Below are 18091 nucleotides of genomic sequence, written 5' to 3'. Positions count from 1 at the left end.
GTCAGTACGCGAACTCGCGGAACACCGGATCGACGTCACCATGCCAGCGGCCATGGAACAGCGCCAGCTTGCGCTCGGCCGGGGTCAGGCCGGATTCGACGATCTCCTGCAGCACGTCCAGGAACTTGCTCTCGTCCTGGCCATCGGCATTACGTGCGGCGCGACGCTTGAGGCCTTCCACCGAGATCTTGACCGCCTCGCCGGCGAGGTCACGCACGGTGCCATTGCGGAACGGCAGGTTCATCGCATGCTTCGGCACGCCGTCACGCAGCGCATGGCGCTCGGCCAGGGTGAAGTCACGCACCAGGTCCCAGGCGGCATCCAATGCGGTGTCGTCATACAACAGGCCCACCCAGAATGCCGGCAGCGCACACAGGCGGCTCCACGGGCCACCATCGGCACCACGCATTTCCAGGTACTTCTTCAGGCGCACTTCCGGGAACGCGGTGGTCATGTGGTCCGACCAGTCGCGCAGCGTCGGCAGCGCACCCGGCAGCACCGGCAGCCTGGCCTGCATGAAATCGCGGAAGCTCTGCCCGCTGGCGTCGTGGTAGATGCCATCGCGGTAGGAGAAATACATCGGCACGTCGAGCAGGTAGTCGACATAGCGCTCGTAACCAAAACCATCCTCGAACACGAAGTCGAGCATGCCGGTGCGGTCGGCGTCGGTGTCGGTCCAGATGTGCGAGCGGTAGCTCAGGTAGCCGTTCGGCTTGCCTTCGGTGAACGGCGAATCGGCGAACAGCGCGGTGGCGATCGGCTGCAGCGCCAGCGACACGCGGAACTTCTTCACCATGTCCGCTTCGGTGGCGTAGTCCAGGTTCACCTGCACCGTGCAGGTGCGGGTCATCATGTCCAGGCCCAGCGAACCGACCTTGGGCATGTACGAGCGCATGATCTTGTAGCGCCCCTTGGGCATCCACGGCATTTCATCGCGCTTCCACTTCGGCTGGAAGCCCATGCCGAGGAAACCCAGCTGCAGTTCGCCGGCCACCTGCGCCACTTCATTGAGGTGGGTGCCGGTCTCCACGCAGGTCTGGTGGATGGTTTCCAGCGCCGCACCGGACAGTTCCAGCTGGCCGGCCGGTTCCAGCGTCACCGAGGCGCCATCGCGCAGCAGGGCAATCGTGCTGCCGTTCTCCTGCACGGGCTCCCAGCCGAAGCGGACCAGGCCGTTGAGCAGCGCTTCGATGCCGCGCTCGCCCTCGAAGGTCGGCGGGCGCAGGTCATCCAGGCGGAACCCGAACTTCTCGTGCTCGGTGCCGATGCGCCACTGCGCGCGGGGCTTCTCGCCGGAGGCGATCACCTCCACCAGCTGCGAGCGGTCGGTAATGGGGGTATCGGCGACGTGGCTGGGGCTCGACAAGGGAAAGGCTCGCTGGACGGTGGCGGGGGATGTGGGGCTCGCGGCCTTCCATCGCAAGGGCGCACTATAGCGTGGCACCCCGTCGCGTCATGCGACGGTGACGGGTTTCAGCATCCTACCGACGCCCTCTTGACCCTCGTACACTCAACGTCATGAGCCGCCATTCACGACACCCCGAACTGCACCGCTCCGAACGCGTCGGCTGGCTGCGCGCCGCCGTGCTGGGCGCCAACGATGGCATCGTCTCGGTGGCCGGGCTGGTGGTTGGCGTGGCGGCCAGCGGCGCCTCGGCTGCAACCATTCTGGCCACCGGCGTGGCCGGCACCGTAGCCGGCGCGATGTCCATGGCTGCCGGCGAGTATGTGTCGGTGCAGACCCAGGCCGACACCGAAGCAGCCGACCTGGCGATGGAGAAACGCGAACTGCGCGACAACCCGCACAGCGAGCTGGAAGAGCTGGCCGCGATCTACCGCCACCGTGGCTTGGAACCTGCATTGGCCCGGCAGGTAGCCGAACAGCTCACCGCCCACGATGCGCTGGGCGCGCATGCGCGCGACGAACTGGGCATCACCGATACCCTGCGCGCCCGCCCGCTGCAGGCAGCGCTGGCCTCGGCCGGTGCGTTCGCCTGCGGTGCGGCGCTGCCAGTGCTGGCCGCCCTGCTGGCGCCGGTCGACAAGGTCGCACTGATGACCACGGCCAGTACCCTGCTCGGCCTGTGCCTGACCGGCGCGGTGGCAGCCCAGGCCGGCGGCGCCCCGCCGGTACGCGGCGCAATGCGTGTGATGTTCTGGGGTGCACTGGCAATGGCCGCCGCTGCAGGCGTCGGTCGCCTGTTCGGCGCCCAGGTGACATGACCGGCATGCTGCCGCCAGTTACCGCACTGCTGGCCGAGATGGCCAGTCTGGCCGGCTGCGCACGCGCCGAAGGTTATGCGTGCATCACCGCTCGGCGCGAACATGGCGCCAGCTCGGTGGAGATTCCGCAACCCCAGTTCGCGATCCTGCTGGAAGGCCGCAAGCAGGTGCGTACCGCGCACCAGTCGCTGGAGTTCATCCCCGGCGACATCCTGCTGCTGACCCAGCGATGCCGCATCGATGTAGTCAACACCCCCGACCCACGCAGTGGCCGCTACCTCAGCGCCATCGTGCCGCTGTGTGCCGAAGTGCTGGCGGCCGCACGCACGCTGTGGAGCGGGGAGCTTCCCGCCGTTGGTCATGCGATGGCGCGACTGCCGTTGATCGATCATGGCGCGGTGCTGCGCCAGTGGCGGCAATCGCTGCAGGACGGCCGTTACAGCGAAGCGCGGCTGGCCCTGGCCTCGTTGGTACTGACCCTGTGCCGGCAGGGCCACGGCAACCTGCTGCTGCCGCAGGCGCCGAGCCTGGGCGAACAGATCCGCGACCGCATCGCCGCCGAACCGGCCCGCGACTGGCAATCGCGTGATGTGGAAGCGCTGTTCGCGCTGAGCGGCGCGACCCTGCGCCGTCGCCTGGCGGCCGAGGACACCAGCCTGCGCCAGCTGCTCACCGAGGCCCGGCTGGCGCATGGCATGCAGCTGCTCTACACCACGGACCTGCCGTTGAAGACCGTGGCCGCACGCGCGGGCTATCGGTCTGCGGCGAGTTTCAGCAAGCGCTTCGCCGAGCAGTACGGGCTGGCTCCCACAGACATTTGAGGGGGTTCGGCAGGGCCTGCAGCCCTGCACCTGCAGAGGCAACGGCAACAGCGAAAGCAACAGCAACAGCGGGCTATCCGTGGGATGGCGGGGCGGTGTGGGTGGGCAGGACACGCCGTAAACCCATCCATGGGGGCTCGATGGCGCCATCCATGGCGCCAACGGTCCTGCCCATCCACACCGCCCCACCTCTGACAGATTCCTGCGATCTGCCGGAATGGAACGACCTGCTCTTGGTGGGCGTCGACCTTGGTCGACACGTAGATCCATGCCATGCATGGATGAATCACGATTGAAAAACGCTCAACCGACTTCGTACAGCTCCAGCGGCAGGCCATCCGGATCGGCGAAGAAGGTGAAGCGGCGGCCGGTGTATTCGTCCATGCGGATCGGTTCGCAGGCGACGCCATGCGCGGCCAGGCGCTGGATGAAGGGTTCCAGTGCAGCCACCCGGAACGCGAGGTGGCGCAGGCCCTGGGCTTCGGGGCGGCTGGGGCGCGGTGGTGGTGAGGGGAAGGAGAACAGCTCCAGCTGGCCGCCGTCGGGCAGGGCCAGGTCCAGCTTCCAGGAGTCGCGCGCGGCGCGGTGGTTCTCGGCCAGCACGCGCAGGCCGAGGATGCGCACGTAGAAGTCCTTCGAGCGTGCGTAGTCGCTGCAGATCAGTGCGGCGTGGTGGATGCCCAGCAGGGCGTCGGAACCGGTGTTCATTGCAGAGTGTCCAGCCAGCGCTGGGCGATCTTCTGCGCCAGCGGGTACGGTTCGGGATCGTTGCGGTTGGTCAGCACGATCACGGTCAGGTGCTTTTCCGGGTGGCGCACGATCACGTTGCGGAAGCCGATGCTCTCGCCGCTGTGCCATTGCACCGGGCCGTTCAGGCGCCAGCCGAAACCGTAATGCGGCACGTCCGGTTCCGATGTGGCCGTGGCCGGGCTGAACATCGCGCGGCGCGAAGCCTTCGACAGCAGCCGGTCGTCATGCAGCGCGGCGTCCCAGCGGGCGAGATCGTCCAGCGAGGAATAGATGCCGCCATCGCCGAGCACGGCGCTGGTGGTGCTCTGGTCGGTGCGCTGCCAGCGGCCGTCGATCCGGCTGTAGCCATAGGCGCGCGCGGCGACCGTGTCCACGCCGTCCTGGTGGGCCACGGTATGCGCCATGCCCAGTGGGCGGAAGATGCGCTGCTGCAGGAAGGCGGCGAAATCCTGGCCGGACGCGCGGCCGACGATCAGGGCCAGCAGCGCGTAGCCGCTGTTGCTGTAGCGGTACTGCGTGCCGGGTGCGAAATTCAGGCGGTCCTCGCGCGACAGCAGGGTCAGCACGTCGGCGTCATGCACCTGCCGCGTGTCAGCCGGGTCCATCAGGTCTTCGTAATCGAGCAGGCCGCTGGTGTGCGAGAGCAGTTGGCGGATCGTGATGGCCGCTGCAGCCGGCGGCAGTTCGGGCAGCCACTGTCGTGCAGGCTGATTCAACCGCAGCCGTCCATCCTCCACCAGCAGCAGCACCGCCGCAGCGGTGAACTGCTTGCTGACCGAGGCCAGCCGGAAGTTGCTGGCGGCAGTGACCGCAGTACCGTCCTCCACCACTGCCAGGCCGTAGCCACGGCGGAACACCGGCTGCCCGTCATGCAGCACCAGCACGGCGGCGCCGGGCACCCGGCCATCGTAGGCCTGCATCAGGCCGTCGATGCCCGCATCCGGTGGGGTCAGCACCGGCGCGGCGGAGCCCGCCACTGGCAGCAGGCCCAGCACGACGGCGAACAGGGCGACGGCAGGGCGCATGGCGGCTCCGGAGGGGTCAGGGTGAAGGGGCTGGTGTGGCGCTGGCGGGCTGCGCCATCCAGCGTTCCATCTTGCGGCCCAGCACGTCCAGCGGCATGGAGCCGTCCTTCAGCAGTTCGGCGTGGAAACGGCGCAGGTCAAAGGCGGCGCCCTGGCGTTCCTTGGCCTTGTCGCGCAGAGCGACGATGGTGGTCAGGCCCGCCACGTTGGACAGCGCCTGGCCGGGCTGGGCCATGATCCGCTCGACTTCGGCGTTGGCGTCGTCGCTGCTCATGTCCACGGTCTTCTGCAGGTAGGTGACGGCCTGCTGCTTGCTCCAACCCTGTGCGTTCACGCCGGTGTCGGCCACTACGCGGGCGGCGCGCAGCAGGCGCGAATACAGGTAGCCGATGCGGTCGTAGGGATCGGTGTAGATGCCCAGGTTCTCACCCAGCGTTTCGGCATACAGGCCCCAGCCTTCGACGAAGGCGAGATCGCCACCGAGGCGGCGGAAGCGTGGCAGCTTGGCCAGTTCCTGCTGCAGGCCCAGCTGCACGTGGTGGCCGGGAATCGCTTCATGCAGGTACTGCACCGGCACGTTCCAGCGCTTGCGGCTGGGCAGGTCGCGGGTGTTCACGTACAACACGGCCGGTTGTCCGGCTGCGGACGGCTGATAGGCCGCTGCCGCGGCGGTGAGCGCACGCTCCGGTTCCACCGCACGGACGTCCAGTGCGGACTTCGGCAGCGTATCGAGCACCTGCGGCAGGCGTGCGTTGACCTGCTGCTGCACCTGGCGGTAGCGGTTGATCAATGCGTTGGCGTCACCGTACTGGAACTGGCGGTCGTTGCGCATGCTGCGCAGCAGCTTGGTCGGCGTGCCGCGCAGCTTGGCATCCTTCATCACGGTGGCAATCTGCGCCTGCAGCTCCTGCACGCGTTGCTCGCCCAGCGCGTGCAGTTGCGCGGCGTTCTGGTCGCTGGCGGTGGTCTGCACGATCAGGCTGGCGTACCAGGCCTGGCCATCGGGCAGCGCGCCCAGGCCGCTGCTGGTGCGCGTGGCCGGCAGGTATTCGGTGGCGATGAAGCCGCGCAGGGCGCGGTAGGCCGGCATGATGCGCAGCTCGATCATGCGCTTGTACTCGGCGCTGATGCGCGCCTTGTCCTCCGCCCCGATGGTGTTGGGCATGGTGCGGATCGGCGACCAGAAAATGCTCTCCTCGGCGGTCGGCTTGATCACCGCATCCAGCTGCGGCAGCACTTTTTCCATCAGGTCGCGTGGTTGCACCACGCCGGCCTTCATGCCCTGGCGCATGTTGTCGATGGCCTGGTCGAACAGCTCGGGAATGCCCAGCGAACGGCGTGACCAGGTGTCGTAGTCCTGCACGGTGTTGAATGGCTGCGCGCCCGCACCGGAGCCGAGGATCGCCATGATGCTGCCGATGTTGTAGTACTGGCTGATCGGCATCATCCAGCTCGGGTAGCGTTCGGCGACCAGTGAGGCGCGCGCGTCGCGCACGAAGATCTCGTAGCTGAGCAGGTCCTGGCCCTGCAGGCCGTCACTGCCGAGTTTTTCGACCTTGCCCAGCCACTGCGTGGTGAAGTCGTGCGACTGCTGGCGCCAGGCGGCGGACAGGATGTTGGGCAGCTGGTCGTTGTAGCGCGATTCCCCCTGGAACGTGGCCTGCAGCGGGTTCAACCGCATCGAGGCATCCCAGTATTCATCGTACAGGCGCTCCAGCTGCACCTGCTTGGGTACGGCCCGGGCCGGGGCGACCGGGCGGGGCGCGGCGCGGCGCGCCGAGCTGCCACGCGCCGGCGCGGTGGCGCGGGCGGGCCTGGCCTTGGGCTTGGCAGCCTGGCGGGTCTGCGCGGCGGCAGGGCGGCTGGCCTTCTTCTTCGCTGCTTCGGCCGACGGCACGGCGCTGAACAGGAACAACGCGGCGATGGCGACGGCCAGGACGCGGGTGGGATGCGGCATCAGGAGCTTCCGTGGAACACAGACCGTGGAGCTTGCACGATCCGGCCGCGTACGGCCAGCGTGAGGGCGCAGTCAGCTTTCCGCTGCTGGGGCTTCAGTCAGCCGCAGCGGCAGCCCGCAACGATGCGGCCCGCTCGGCCCCCAGATAGCGGGTGATGGCACGCCGCATCAGGTACAGCAACGGAATCAGTGCGATCGCAAAACCCATCTTGTAGATGTAGTTGACGCTGCTGACCGCCAGGAACAGCGAGGTCGGCCAGTGTTGCGGGCCCAGCACGAAGGCGATCCAGATCACCACGAAGCTGTCCACCACCTGCGAGATCGCGGTCGATCCAGTCGCACGCAGCCACACGTGGCGCTCACCGGTCGCCTGGCGGATGCGATGGAACACGGCCACGTCGATCAGCTGGCCCAGCAGGAAGGCCACCAGCGAACCGGCGATGGTCCACATGCCCTGGCCGAACACCGCTGCGAACGCGGCCTGGTAATCGGGCACGCCGTGGCCATCCATCGACGTGACCCACCAACTGGCCGGCGCCAGTGAAATGGCGGCGAAGGCGAACAGGAAGCCGTAGCCGATCAGCACCACCGCCAGCCACGAGATGAAGCGCACGCCGCGCTTGCCGAAGAACTCGTTGATGGTGTCGGTCATGATGAACACCACCGGCCACAGCAGGGTGCCGGCGGTGAAGCTGAGCGAGCCGGTCTGGCCGAACAGGTTCCAGTTCAGTGGAGCGATGCCGAGGGTGTCTTCCAGCGCGAAGATCTTCACCCCGATCAGCTCGGCCAGCACCGCATTGCCGCAGAAGAACGCGGCCAGCACGATGAACAACAGGACCGCGCGGTCCTGCAGCGGGCGCTCGATCGGCGCCGGGGTCATTCGGTGCGTTCGCCGGTGCGTTCGCCGGTGCGTTCGCCGGCGCGGGTGAACGGCACGCTGGACGGCGCCACGGCTCCGCCGGAAATGATGAAGCTCATGGCCTGGTCGACGGTCCAGTCGGTCGGGGTCAGCAGTTCCACCGGCACGATTTCCAGGTAGCCCGAGGTCGGGTTCGGCGTGGTGGGCACGTACACCGCGGCCAGCTCACGGTCGGTGCCGTGTTCCTTGATCACGCGGGTGACCAGGCCGACCGATTTCATGTCGCGGTGCGGGAAGTCGATCAGCACCACGCGCTGGGTGCTGCCCGGCTCGGTCTGCAGCATGTCCAGCAGCTTCTTGGCACTGTCGTAGATGATGCTGGCCAAGGGGATGCGCTTGATGACCGCGCCGACCCAGCGCAGCAGGCGCTGGCCAAGCACGCGGCGGCTGGCCACGCCCACCGCCAGGATCACCAGCAGGGTCGCCAGCAGGGCGATGGTGTCCTGGATCCACTCGGCGCGGACCCAGCCCAGATAGTGCGGGAAGCTGGTTGCGATCTGTTCGGACAGCGGCACCACCAGCGGGCTGGAAATACCCGACAGCAGCACGAACACGAACTTGACCACGACCCAGGTCAGCCAGATCGGCAGCAGGGTCAGCAGGCCGGTCAGGAACAGGCGCTGCAGGGAGGGGCGGGGGACCAGGGCGGGGGCTTCGAGCGACATGCGCGCATTGTAGCGGTCACGGCCGGTCGATTACGCTGGGGAATCGACTGCGGCAACGGCACATGGAAGGGAAGCTGTGTTGAAGATTCTGCGCGGACTGGGCTGGACCCTGGCAGGCCTGCTGGTGCTGGCCATCGTGGTGTGGTGCGCCTCGCGCATGTGGCCGGTGCCCGAATCGCGCCTGCAGGCGCAGCAGCGACTGGAAGCACGCCTGCCGGTGAGCGGCCGCAATGGATATGCACTGTTGTGGACGCTGCCGTTCGACGATCTGGATGCCCAGCAGCGCGAGCAGGCGCTGGCCGAGGATGTACGGCGCTGGGAAGCCGATGCACATGGCGGAAGCAGCGGCCGGACACACCTGGTAGCCAACCATGCCGAGCTGCACTCGCGGCCCGGGGCCAGTTGCGGGCCGGCCGCCAGCGGCTGTCTCGCCCAGGTCCGCGCGGACCCGCAACGCTTCGTGGAGGCCCACGCCGGGCACCAGCAGTTGCATGCGCGGCTGGATCAGCTGGCCGACGCCGACTACTTCGCGTCGCCGTTCCCGCCGAAGGGCGAGGGCATTCTGGTCCCGTTGCCGGCCTATGGCGTAGTGATGGACGCCACCAGTGCACGCGCGCTGGCCTATGTGCAGGGTGACATTGACGGTGCCCTGCGTGGTGCCTGCCGTGGCCTGCAGCTGGGCCGGCGGCTGGTGCCCGGCAGCAGTTATCTGGTCGAGAGCATCATCGGTGCCAGCCTGGTGCAGGCCAATGCCCAGCTGCTGGCCGACATGCTGGTTGAACTGCCTGCCGACCACCCCCTGCCGGCCGAGTGCGAACAGGCCATGCAGCCGTTGCGGGCCGAGGAACAGAGCCTGTGCCGTGCGATGCAGGGCGAGTACGCGATGAGCCGGGCGGCGATCGAGTCCTCGGCCCGGGAATTTGGTGGCGTCCTGGTGCTGGATCGGAGCAGCACGTTGGCGCGCGTGGCCGGCAATCTTGGCTGGGCCTGTGGCGCAGCCGCCACGGCCGCGCTGGAGGCCGATCGGCCGCTGCCGTTACAAGCGCCGCCGCAGCGGGATTTCGGTTGCCTGTCCAATGTGATGGGGTGCGTGCTGACCGAGATTGCCGCGCCCGTCTATCCTGCGTATTCGTCACGGTCCCAGGACGCGGCGGCGATGCTGCGCCTGCTTGGCGCCCAGCGCTGGTTGCGGCAGCAGGCGCAAGACCCGGCTGAGGCGCTGCAGCGGTTGCCTGCGCAGTTCCGCTCGCCGGTGCGGTCGCCGCAGCTGTCCGCAGATGGCCACCATCTGCAGGTGCCGCGGCGCTCTCCAGCGCGCAGCGCTGATGAGAACCCGTGGCTGACGGTACCGCTGCAGGCGGAGCCAGCTTCGGCTGCCTTGGCGCGCGATTGAGGCGCGCTCAGCGTGCGTGTGGCTTCAACCGCAGGTAGACCTGCTTGCGCACCTGGGCGACCACTTCGCCGCTCTCATCGACCACGTCGTTGCTGAACCAGCGCAGCACCTTCTCACCACTGGCTGCTTCCGTGCGCAGTTCATCCAGCAGCGCGTCGTCGATGCGGAATGACGTGCGTACGGTGCCGCGGCCGGGCTTGAGGAAGTCGATGGCGCCTGCTCGGTCCCACACGTAGTAGTCGCGCCCGAGGATGTGCAGCAGGCCCAGCATCCAGAATGGATCGGTCATCGCGAACAGGCTGCCGCCAAAGTGCGTGCCGACGTAGTTGCGGTTCCATGGCCGCAGGCGCAGCTCGACATCTATCTGCCGGTAGTCCGGCGTGATGCGGGTGACATGGATGCCGGTGAACAGGAACGGTGGCCAGAGATTGATACCGAAGCGGAACAGGTGAGCGTTCATGCGGGTGCGGGTGCGGGGACGCAGGGCGAGGCGCCCAGTCTAGCCATTCGCATGCGTATGTTGCACCCCGGCGGCGGCGAGGGTCACGCCTTGTCGTCGATCACATACCCGTCGCGGCCGTTGGCCTTGGCCTGGTACAACGCGGCGTCGGCGCCTTCGACGAAATGATGCGGTTGCAGCGTGCCGTCAGGCACGCGGGTGAACACGCCGATGGTGAGGGTGACGGCACCGTCGCTGCCATCACCGGGGGCCGGCAGTACACGCACGCAGGCGATCAGGTCCTCGACGACCTGGCGTGCGCCTTCGGCCGGGGTATCCGGAAGCACCAGTGCGAACTCATCGCCACCGTAGCGCGCGGCCATGTCGCGTGGGCGCCGTGCATGCGCACCGATCAGCCGTGCAACATCGCGCAGCACGCGGTCGCCGACCTGATGCCCGTGGCGGTCGTTGTGGCGCTTGAAATGGTCGACGTCGATCAGTGCCAGGCTCAAGGACCTGCCACTGCGGCGCGCGGCATCGCATTCCTGCTGCAGTGACTGCTCGAAACGCAGGCGATTGCCGAGGCCGGTCAGCGCATCACGGTTGGCCTGGCGGTGCCAGGCCGAGATCCGCCAGATCGCCCAGGACAGCAACACCAGCAGGATGCCCAGCATTGCGCTTGCCGGTGCCCACCACAGGTCACCGGCACGCAACAGCAACCAGCTCAGCAGCGGTGGAAGCGGCAGCGAGCACAGTGCGGCAAGCCATGGCAGGCGCAGGCCGAGCAGGAGCACGCACAACGCGGCCAGCACGCCGCTGATGGCGTGCTGCCAGAGGCGTGGCAGCAGATCGATCTGCTTGTGCTGCAGCAGCATCGACGCGATGTTGGCCTGGTATTCGCTGCCGCTCATCCAGTACTCGCGGGTGGTCGGGGTCAACAGCCGCGGTGCGATGCCGCTGGCCGTCATGCCCACCACGATGCGGCGGCCATGCAGCATCGCCGTGTCCACGTGACCATCAAGTACGTCGGCATAGGACACCTGCGGCAGGCGCTCGGGCGGCCCCGCATAGCGCACGCGCACGTAGTCGTCGCGTCGCCACTGATAGGGCGAACCGATCTGCGGATCGGGATCGGGCAGGCCGTGCACCGTGCCCGGCGGCAGGTCGGCCAGCGCCAGGCCCAATGCCGGCCAATGGGCCTTGCCGATGCCCGCATGCAGATACACACCGCGCGCGACGCCATCGCCGTCCACTTCCACATCGGTATGGCCGATTGCCGCAGCACTGCTCGCGATCTGCGGAATCGGCAGCATTTCCTCGGCCATGCGGTCGCCGGCGGCCGGCGCCGCCAGCACTGGCAGCACCACCCGGCCACTGCGGCGGATCGCTGTGGCCAGTTCATCGTCCTGCTGGCTGTCGCGTCGATCCGGCTCAGACAGCATCAGGTCCAGTGCGATGCGCTCGGCACCGGCGTCGGTCAGCCGGTCCAGCAGGCGCGCATGGACCGAACGGGGCCAGGGCCATTGGCCGATGCGCTGCAGGCTGCCCTCGTCGATGGCCACGATCAGCACGCTGGGGTCGGGGCGGTACTCCCAATTTCCAACCATGGCGTCATAGGCGGCTTCGTCCTGGCGCCACAGCCACTGGCCGTGGCTGGCGATCACCGTCAGCACGCCGGCCAGCAGTGCCAGCAGAATCCGCTTCGACCACGGCAGCGGCGAGCGCCTCATAACAACAGCAACAGCAGCAGGGCGCCGCCACCAGCGCCGTAGCACAGACGGCAAGGCAGCTTGATCTGCTGGGCCGGCGAGTACTCGCCCGCATGCCCGTCGTCGTCGATGTACTGCACGCGCACATGCAGGGTGCCGCTCCACGGCTGCTTGAAGCTGACCTGCGGCTCGCTTACGGTCTGGTCGACCAGGGGGGCCCGGAAGTCGCCTCGACGGTCCACCTGCACCCGGTACCGCTGGCCTTCGCTGCCGGCCTGCCAGCGGAGGGTCAGTTCGCCACGCGTGGCCTCAGGCGGCTGCAGGGCCGGGTCGACCGGTTCATTGCTCAGTTGCAAGGGCAGGGCCTGGCCATAGCGGCCCTGGTGGCCGTTGCCATCGCGCGAGGCCACCCGCCAGAAGTACTGGCCGGGCGGCAGCGGCTGCGCCAGGCGCAGGTCGGTGCCCGGGGTGCTTTGTTCCTGCAGCGGTTGCTCGAAGTTCGGCTCGGCGGCAATCTGCAGCACGCTGCTGCGCGCACCGGGCGCCTGGCTCCAACGGAAGCGCGGTCGGTCGCTGTTGATGGTCTGCCCGTGCAGCGGGGCCACCGTCAGTGGCGGCGGGGGCTGGTCGCCGAGTTCGAAATCGGCGCTGGCGTCGAGGCCTTCCACACCCTGCGCATCCACGGCGCGCAACAGGATGCGCAACTGGCCGGGGGGCAGGTCGCCGATCGCCAGCCGGGTATCGGTGGTGGTGGCGGCAAACAGCAGGATTTCCGGCGTTGCCGACAGCACCACTTCAACGCGGTAGCGGGCGGCGCCGTCGACGGGGTCCCAGGCGAGGAGGGCCGGCAAGGGCGCCAGGCGCATGCCGTCGCTGCGCAGCTGCGGTGCTGGAAGAAGGGCGGAGACAGCATCCGGCGCCGTATCGGCGCTGCTGCTGAGGCTGGCCTGTCCAGGCTGGACCAGGCGCTTGCCGTGGATGTTGCCGACCTGCACCTTGCCCTGCAGCACTTCGGTGGCAGCCACATGGCCGGCGTCACCGGCGCTGACCCGGAATACGGTACCGCGTACGCTGCTGGTCGCCGTAGGTGCATCGATGATGTAGCGCGAGGCGGGGCCACGGGCAGGCGTCACCCGGTTGCTGGCGCGGCCCTGCTGGAGGCGCACGCGGGTATCGACCATGCCGGTGTGGCCGTAACGGCTGAGCTGGTCCAGGCGCAGCCGGGAATGCTCGCGCAGCTGCAGGCGGGAAGCGTCGGCGAATTCAAGCGTGACGCTGGAGTCGCCCTCGGTCTGCACCGTGTCACCGATGCGAAGCTGTTCCCCGGCCAGTAGCGCGCGCGTGGCGCTGCCATCGGCGCCGGACAGTTCGACCTTGCCCCTTACCGACAGCACGCGGGCGGGGGCTGGTTCGATGCGCAGCCAGCTGATCGGGAAGCGCAGCAGCTGCCCCGGCGGCAGCTGGTAGGGGTTGTCGATGCGGTTGTGCTGTTGCAGCTGCTGCCAGCGTACCGAGGGCTTGAGATACAGGCCACCCAGGTCCCACAGGGTATCGCCGGGACGGACCCGGTAGTTCCAGTCCTGGGCCGCGGCAATGGCCGGCAGGAAGAGAAGAGCGCAGAGCAGCGCGCCCTGGAAGCGCATGGCGAACGACAGCGAGCGGACGAAGGTCACAGTTTGCAATCCCGGCAATGCGGGGGCGCAGCTGCAAGACCCCATGGCCCCGACCTCATCCCCCCGAACGGATCGTGGCGGCCGCACGGCCGCCATCCAGTGCATTATTGCCCGCGTTCAGTGCAGGGATTCTGAACGAGGACGGCTCCCGTTCAGAACAGCAGCGAGGCCATCCGGCGACGGTACTGGCCGACCAGGTCCTCGTCGGAGATCACATTGAAGGCGTCGATCAGGGCCTTGCGCGGCAGCCCTTCCTCGAACGTGCGGTCGATCCGCAGCATTTCCAGGAACTGGGCCAACGCAGCTTCGTCATGGCCCCCGAGCAACAGTTGCACGCCGCGCAGATGGCGGGCCTTGAGGTCCTTGCCATCGGCGGCGATGCGGGCGTCCAGCACTTCAGCGGCCGGGGCATCCTTCAGCGCGGCGGCGAAGGCCAGGCGGGCGCGGGCACGCACGGCGCGGTCGTCGGTGGCCAGATTGGCGGGCAGGCCGTCGATCAGGGTGCCGGCTTCGTCCACGCCACCGATCTGCAGCAGGGCCAGGGCCAGGTCGAGCTTCAGCTCGTCCTTGTCCGGCTCGGCGGCGATCTGGGCACGCAGCACATCGACCTGCGCCTGCGGGTCCAGCGGGGCGTCATCTTCGGGCGCGGCGTCGCCGACATCGGCCGGCACGATGCCGTGCTGGGCCAGGAACTCACGCAGCTGGCCTTCCGGAATCGCGCCCGGGAAGCCATCCACCAGCTGGCCGCCCTTGACCAGGAACACGGTCGGCACCGAGCGGATCTGGAAGGCCGCTGCGATCTGCTGTTCCTTGTCGACATCGACCTTGGCCAGTTCGAAGGCGCCGTTGTACTCGGCGGCCAGTTTTTCCAGCATTGGGCCCAGGGTCTTGCACGGCCCGCACCAGGTGGCCCAGAAGTCGACCAGCACCGGCGTCTGCAGCGACTTCTGCAGGACTTCGGCCTCGAAGGTCGCAGTGGTGGCGTCGAATACGTAGGTCGTCTCGGTCATGGGGGAGGCATCGTTTGGCGTCTGGAGTCCGATTCTATGGTGACGATCGATGCCGGTCTCAACCCGGGTTGTGGTAAATGCCTGACAATGCAGTCTTCCTCTCGCCGTACTTTCCGGAGTCTGCATGTCGTCCCTGTCCCCGTTGCTGCGCCTGCCTGGCCTGGTCGCCGCGCTGCTGTTTGTACTGGCAGTGATCGGTTTCGGCGCCGGCCTGGACGGCTACGCACAAGCCCGTCATCCGGTGGCACTGCTGGGCGCGCAGGGGGTGCCGCATGCGCTGGCCTTCAATCTGCTGGGCTTCGTGCTGCCGGGCCTGCTGGCGGCGATCGTGGCCGAGTGCCTGCGCCGCGGGCTGCCGGCAACCGCCGGCTGGGCGCCACGGGTGGGCAGCCAGATGCTGCTGCTGGCCGGGTTGGCCTTCGCCGCGATGGGGTTGCTGCCGCTGGATGTGGATGACCTGCACGGGCCGGCCAGCCAACTGCATGCCAGCGCCTGGATGATCTGGGTGCTGGGTTTTGTCGCCGGAACCCTGCTGCTGGCCGTATCCGGTCTGCGCCAGGTGCATGGCCGCGCGCTGGGCGTACTGGCGCTGGGCTGCGGCATGCTGGCCGCGCTGGCCGCGTTTGCCCCGCAGGGCGTACTGCCGGCGCCGCTGGCACAACGGCTGGCGTTTGCGTGCTGGGCAGTCTGGCTGGGGGCGGCCCTGCCGCTGTCGCGCCCACGCTGAGACGCCTCCCGGGGCGTCGCGGCGCCTGCCTCCGGCGGGCAGGATTGGAGACGTTTGCCGCACTGCGGTACGCTGTACCGCTTTGCCGCCGCATCCGCGTGTTCCATGACCAGCGCTGAAACCAACGCCTACGACCCGCAGCAGGTTGAATCCGCCGCCCAGCAATACTGGGACGCTACCCGTGCCTTCGAGGTCGACGAGACTTCGGACAAGCCGAAGTACTACTGCCTGTCGATGCTTCCGTACCCGTCCGGTGCGCTGCACATGGGCCACGTGCGCAATTACACGATTGGCGACGTGATCAGCCGCTACAAGCGCATGACCGGCCACAACGTGCTGCAGCCGATGGGCTGGGACGCGTTCGGCCTGCCGGCGGAAAACGCCGCGATCAAGAACAAGACCGCGCCAGCGGCGTGGACCTACAAGAACATCGACCACATGCGCAGCCAGCTGAAGTCGCTGGGCTACGCCATCGACTGGTCGCGCGAGTTCGCCACCTGCCGCCCGGATTATTACGTCCACGAGCAGCGCATGTTCACCCGCCTGATGCGCAAGGGCCTGGCCTATCGCCGCAATGCGGTGGTGAACTGGGACCCGGTCGACCAGACCGTGCTGGCCAACGAGCAGGTCATCGACGGCCGCGGCTGGCGCTCGGGTGCCCTGGTCGAGAAGCGCGAGATCCCGCAGTGGTTCCTGCGCATCACCGACTATGCCCAGGAGCTGCTGGATGGCCTGGACGAGCTGGACGGCTGGCCGGAATCGGTAAAGACCATGCAGCGTAACTGGATCGGCCGTTCCGAAGGCCTGGAGATCCAGTTCGACGTGCGCGATGTCGACGGCAGCGCGCTGGACCCGCTGCGTGTGTTCACCACCCGCCCGGACACGGTGATGGGCGTGACCTTCGTGTCGATTGCCGCCGAACACCCGCTGGCGCTGCACGCGGCGAAGAACAATCCGGAACTGGCCGCGCTGCTGGTCGACCTGAAGCAGGGGGGGGTGTCCGAAGCCGAGCTGGAAACCCAGGAAAAGCGCGGCATGGATACCGGCCTGCGCGCGCTGCACCCGGTGACCGGCGAGCCGGTCCCGGTGTGGGTCGCCAACTTCGTGCTGATGGGCTACGGCACCGGCGCGGTGATGGCGGTGCCGGGCCATGACCAGCGCGACAATGAAGTGGCCAACAAGTACGGGCTGCCGATCAAGCAGGTCATCGCGCTGAAGGATCCGCGCACCGACGAAGAGCGCACCTGGGACGGCAGCCGCTGGCAGGACTGGTACAGCGACAAGAGCCGTGCCTTCGAGCTGGTCAACTCGGCCGAATTCGACGGCCTGGACTTCCAGGGCGCGTTCGAAGCGCTGGCCGAACGCTTCGAGCGCAAGGCCCAGGGCCAGCGCCGCGTCAACTACCGCCTGCGCGACTGGGGCGTGAGCCGCCAGCGCTACTGGGGCTGCCCGATTCCGGTGATCTACTGCGCCAAGTGCGGCGCGGTGCCGGTGCCGGAAGAACAACTGCCGGTGGTGCTGCCGGAGGACGTGGCGTTCTCGGGTACCGGTTCGCCGATCAAGACCGACCCGGAATGGCGCAAGACCACCTGCCCGGACTGCGGCGGTGCGGCCGAGCGCGAGACCGATACCTTCGACACCTTCATGGAGTCGAGCTGGTATTACGCCCGCTACACCTCGCCGGGTGCCCGTGACGCTGTCGACAAGCGCGGCAACTACTGGCTGCCGGTGGACCAGTACATCGGTGGCATCGAGCACGCGATCCTGCACCTGATGTATTTCCGCTTCTACCACAAGCTGCTGCGCGACGCGCGGATGGTGGACAGCAACGAACCGGCGCGCAACCTGCTGTGCCAGGGCATGGTGATCGCCGAAACCTATTACCGCCCGAACCCGGACGGCTCGAAGGACTGGATCAATCCGGCCGATGTGGAAGTGCAGCGCGACGAGCGCGGCCGCATCACCGGCGCCACCCTGATCGCCGACGGCCAGCCGGTGGTGGTCGGTGGCACCGAGAAGATGTCCAAGTCGAAGAACAACGGCGTGGACCCGCAGGCGATGGTCGGCAAGTACGGCGCCGACACCGTGCGCCTGTTCTCGATGTTCGCCGCGCCGCCGGAGCAGTCGCTGGAGTGGAACGAGGCCGGCGTGGACGGGATGGCCCGCTTCCTGCGCCGCCTCTGGGCCCAGGTGCAGAAGCATGCCGCCGACGGCGCCGCCCCGGCGCTGGATGTTGCAGCACTGGACGCCAACCAGAAGGCGCTGCGCCGCAAGACCCACGAAACCATCGGCAAGGTCGGTGACGACTACGGCCGCCGCCACAGCTTCAACACCGCGATCGCTGCGGTGATGGAGTTGATGAACGCACTGGCCAAGTTCGAGGACGGCAGTGAGCAGGGCCGTGCGGTGCGCCAGGAAGCGCTGCAGGCCATCGTGCTGCTGCTGAACCCGATCACCCCGCATGCCAGCCACGCCCTGTGGCAGGTGCTGGGTCACGCGGAGACGCTGCTGGAAGACCAGCCGTTCCCGCAGGCCGATGCCAGTGCGCTGGTGCGCGACGCGCTGACCCTGGCGGTGCAGGTCAACGGCAAGCTGCGTGGCACCATCGACGTGGCGGCCGACGCCGCGCGCGAGCAGGTGGAGGCACTGGCGCTGGCCGAGCCCAACGCGGCCAAGTTCCTGGAAGGCCTGACGGTGCGCAAGATCATCATCGTGCCGGGCAAGATCGTGAACATCGTCGCCGCCTGATGTATCCGCACCGGCGCCCGCGAGGTGGCCGG

Annotated in this window: 15 protein-coding genes; 5 read left to right on the top strand and 10 right to left on the bottom strand. The window is 68.0% G+C overall.

Going from position 1 to position 18091, the window contains the following annotated elements:
- Window position 1 precedes the first annotated feature (1 nt).
- Complete coding sequence (locus ROV95_RS09520) at window positions 2–1366, bottom strand: glutamate--cysteine ligase (RefSeq protein ID WP_019662096.1); 1365 nt, start codon at window positions 1364–1366, stop codon at window positions 2–4.
- 152 nt (window positions 1367–1518) lie between these two features.
- Between ROV95_RS09520 and ROV95_RS09515 the strand changes: the two genes are divergently transcribed.
- Window positions 1519–2223: a VIT family protein gene (locus ROV95_RS09515; RefSeq protein ID WP_134735874.1), complete on the top strand. Its 705-nt coding sequence runs from the start codon at window positions 1519–1521 to the stop codon at window positions 2221–2223.
- A complete protein-coding gene (locus tag ROV95_RS09510) occupies window positions 2220–3044 on the top strand; it encodes an AraC family transcriptional regulator (RefSeq protein WP_312544142.1) in 825 nt (274 codons plus the stop codon). Before ROV95_RS09515 ends, ROV95_RS09510 begins: the two co-directional genes overlap by 4 nt.
- Before the next feature lie 303 nt (window positions 3045–3347).
- On the opposite strand, the gene ROV95_RS09505 is transcribed toward ROV95_RS09510, so the two are convergent.
- The 5 genes from ROV95_RS09505 to ROV95_RS09485 all read right to left on the bottom strand — a co-directional run bounded on the left by ROV95_RS09505 (window position 3348) and on the right by ROV95_RS09485 (window position 8360).
- Window positions 3348–3752 carry a VOC family protein gene (locus tag ROV95_RS09505; protein WP_312544141.1) on the bottom strand — a complete coding sequence of 135 codons (405 nt, stop codon included), beginning with the start codon at window positions 3750–3752 and terminating at the stop codon, window positions 3348–3350.
- Window positions 3749–4819 (bottom strand): serine hydrolase domain-containing protein, encoded by a 1071-nt coding sequence (locus tag ROV95_RS09500; RefSeq protein ID WP_312544140.1) that lies wholly within the window; start codon window positions 4817–4819, stop codon window positions 3749–3751. Before ROV95_RS09500 ends, ROV95_RS09505 begins: the two co-directional genes overlap by 4 nt.
- Window positions 4820–4835: 16 nt before the next feature.
- Window positions 4836–6776 (bottom strand): DUF885 family protein, encoded by a 1941-nt coding sequence (locus tag ROV95_RS09495; RefSeq protein WP_312544139.1) that lies wholly within the window; start codon window positions 6774–6776, stop codon window positions 4836–4838.
- Between the two features lie 94 nt (window positions 6777–6870).
- Window positions 6871–7656 (bottom strand): queuosine precursor transporter, encoded by a 786-nt coding sequence (locus ROV95_RS09490; RefSeq protein ID WP_049437362.1) that lies wholly within the window; start codon window positions 7654–7656, stop codon window positions 6871–6873.
- Entirely contained in the window at window positions 7653–8360 is a 708-nt protein-coding gene (locus tag ROV95_RS09485) for a DUF502 domain-containing protein (RefSeq protein WP_197651462.1), read from the bottom strand. The genes ROV95_RS09490 and ROV95_RS09485 overlap by 4 nt, the downstream gene beginning before the upstream one ends.
- A 76-nt stretch (window positions 8361–8436) precedes the next feature.
- Here ROV95_RS09485 and ROV95_RS09480 point away from each other — a divergent pair, with 76 nt between their 5' ends.
- A complete protein-coding gene (locus ROV95_RS09480) occupies window positions 8437–9753 on the top strand; it encodes a hypothetical protein (protein ID WP_312544138.1) in 1317 nt (438 codons plus the stop codon).
- 7 nt (window positions 9754–9760) lie between these two features.
- Here the strand turns inward: ROV95_RS09480 and ROV95_RS09475 are convergent, their stop codons facing one another.
- From ROV95_RS09475 to trxA, 4 genes are all read right to left on the bottom strand, one after another.
- The gene (locus tag ROV95_RS09475) at window positions 9761–10213 is read right to left on the bottom strand and encodes a DUF4442 domain-containing protein (RefSeq protein WP_019662120.1); all 453 of its coding nucleotides are present in this window, start codon (window positions 10211–10213) and stop codon (window positions 9761–9763) included.
- 83 nt (window positions 10214–10296) lie between these two features.
- The gene (locus ROV95_RS09470) at window positions 10297–11922 is read right to left on the bottom strand and encodes a CHASE2 domain-containing protein (protein WP_019662119.1); all 1626 of its coding nucleotides are present in this window, start codon (window positions 11920–11922) and stop codon (window positions 10297–10299) included.
- A complete protein-coding gene (locus tag ROV95_RS09465; RefSeq protein ID WP_111104269.1) occupies window positions 11919–13619 on the bottom strand; it encodes a FecR domain-containing protein in 1701 nt (566 codons plus the stop codon). Before ROV95_RS09465 ends, ROV95_RS09470 begins: the two co-directional genes overlap by 4 nt.
- Window positions 13620–13726: 107 nt before the next feature.
- A complete protein-coding gene (gene trxA / locus ROV95_RS09460; RefSeq protein WP_019662117.1) occupies window positions 13727–14584 on the bottom strand; it encodes a thioredoxin in 858 nt (285 codons plus the stop codon).
- A 124-nt stretch (window positions 14585–14708) separates the two neighbouring features.
- On the opposite strand from trxA, the gene ROV95_RS09455 reads away from it, so the two are divergent.
- On the top strand, window positions 14709–15311 hold the full coding sequence (locus ROV95_RS09455) for a DUF998 domain-containing protein (protein WP_312544135.1): 603 nt from the start codon (window positions 14709–14711) through the stop codon (window positions 15309–15311).
- Between the two features lie 105 nt (window positions 15312–15416).
- On the top strand, window positions 15417–18059 hold the full coding sequence (gene leuS / locus ROV95_RS09450; RefSeq protein ID WP_026347280.1) for a leucine--tRNA ligase: 2643 nt from the start codon (window positions 15417–15419) through the stop codon (window positions 18057–18059).
- Window positions 18060–18091: the final 32 nt, after the last annotated feature.

The sequence above is a fragment of the Stenotrophomonas maltophilia group sp. msm1 genome (genome assembly GCF_032025805.1).
GTDB lineage: Bacteria > Pseudomonadota > Gammaproteobacteria > Xanthomonadales > Xanthomonadaceae > Stenotrophomonas > Stenotrophomonas hibiscicola.
The sequence above is the reverse complement of the archived record's forward strand: the minus strand, read 5'-3'. Positions and strand labels throughout refer to the sequence as shown.

What these genes read in the sequence shown, in the direction of transcription:
- ROV95_RS09475 (WP_019662120.1), bottom strand. Translation starts at nt 10,213, where the DNA reads ATGAACGCTCACCTGTTCCGCTTCGGTATCAATCTCTGGCCACCGTTC.
- ROV95_RS09490 (WP_049437362.1), bottom strand. Translation starts at nt 7,656, where the DNA reads ATGACCCCGGCGCCGATCGAGCGCCCGCTGCAGGACCGCGCGGTCCTG.
- ROV95_RS09515 (WP_134735874.1), top strand. Translation starts at nt 1,519, where the DNA reads ATGAGCCGCCATTCACGACACCCCGAACTGCACCGCTCCGAACGCGTC.
- ROV95_RS09500 (WP_312544140.1), bottom strand. Translation starts at nt 4,819, where the DNA reads ATGCGCCCTGCCGTCGCCCTGTTCGCCGTCGTGCTGGGCCTGCTGCCA.
- ROV95_RS09465 (WP_111104269.1), bottom strand. Translation starts at nt 13,619, where the DNA reads ATGGGGTCTTGCAGCTGCGCCCCCGCATTGCCGGGATTGCAAACTGTG.
- trxA (WP_019662117.1), bottom strand. Translation starts at nt 14,584, where the DNA reads ATGACCGAGACGACCTACGTATTCGACGCCACCACTGCGACCTTCGAG.
- ROV95_RS09470 (WP_019662119.1), bottom strand. Translation starts at nt 11,922, where the DNA reads ATGAGGCGCTCGCCGCTGCCGTGGTCGAAGCGGATTCTGCTGGCACTG.
- leuS (WP_026347280.1), top strand. Translation starts at nt 15,417, where the DNA reads ATGACCAGCGCTGAAACCAACGCCTACGACCCGCAGCAGGTTGAATCC.
- ROV95_RS09505 (WP_312544141.1), bottom strand. Translation starts at nt 3,752, where the DNA reads ATGAACACCGGTTCCGACGCCCTGCTGGGCATCCACCACGCCGCACTG.
- ROV95_RS09455 (WP_312544135.1), top strand. Translation starts at nt 14,709, where the DNA reads ATGTCGTCCCTGTCCCCGTTGCTGCGCCTGCCTGGCCTGGTCGCCGCG.
- ROV95_RS09510 (WP_312544142.1), top strand. Translation starts at nt 2,220, where the DNA reads ATGACCGGCATGCTGCCGCCAGTTACCGCACTGCTGGCCGAGATGGCC.
- ROV95_RS09485 (WP_197651462.1), bottom strand. Translation starts at nt 8,360, where the DNA reads ATGTCGCTCGAAGCCCCCGCCCTGGTCCCCCGCCCCTCCCTGCAGCGC.
- ROV95_RS09495 (WP_312544139.1), bottom strand. Translation starts at nt 6,776, where the DNA reads ATGCCGCATCCCACCCGCGTCCTGGCCGTCGCCATCGCCGCGTTGTTC.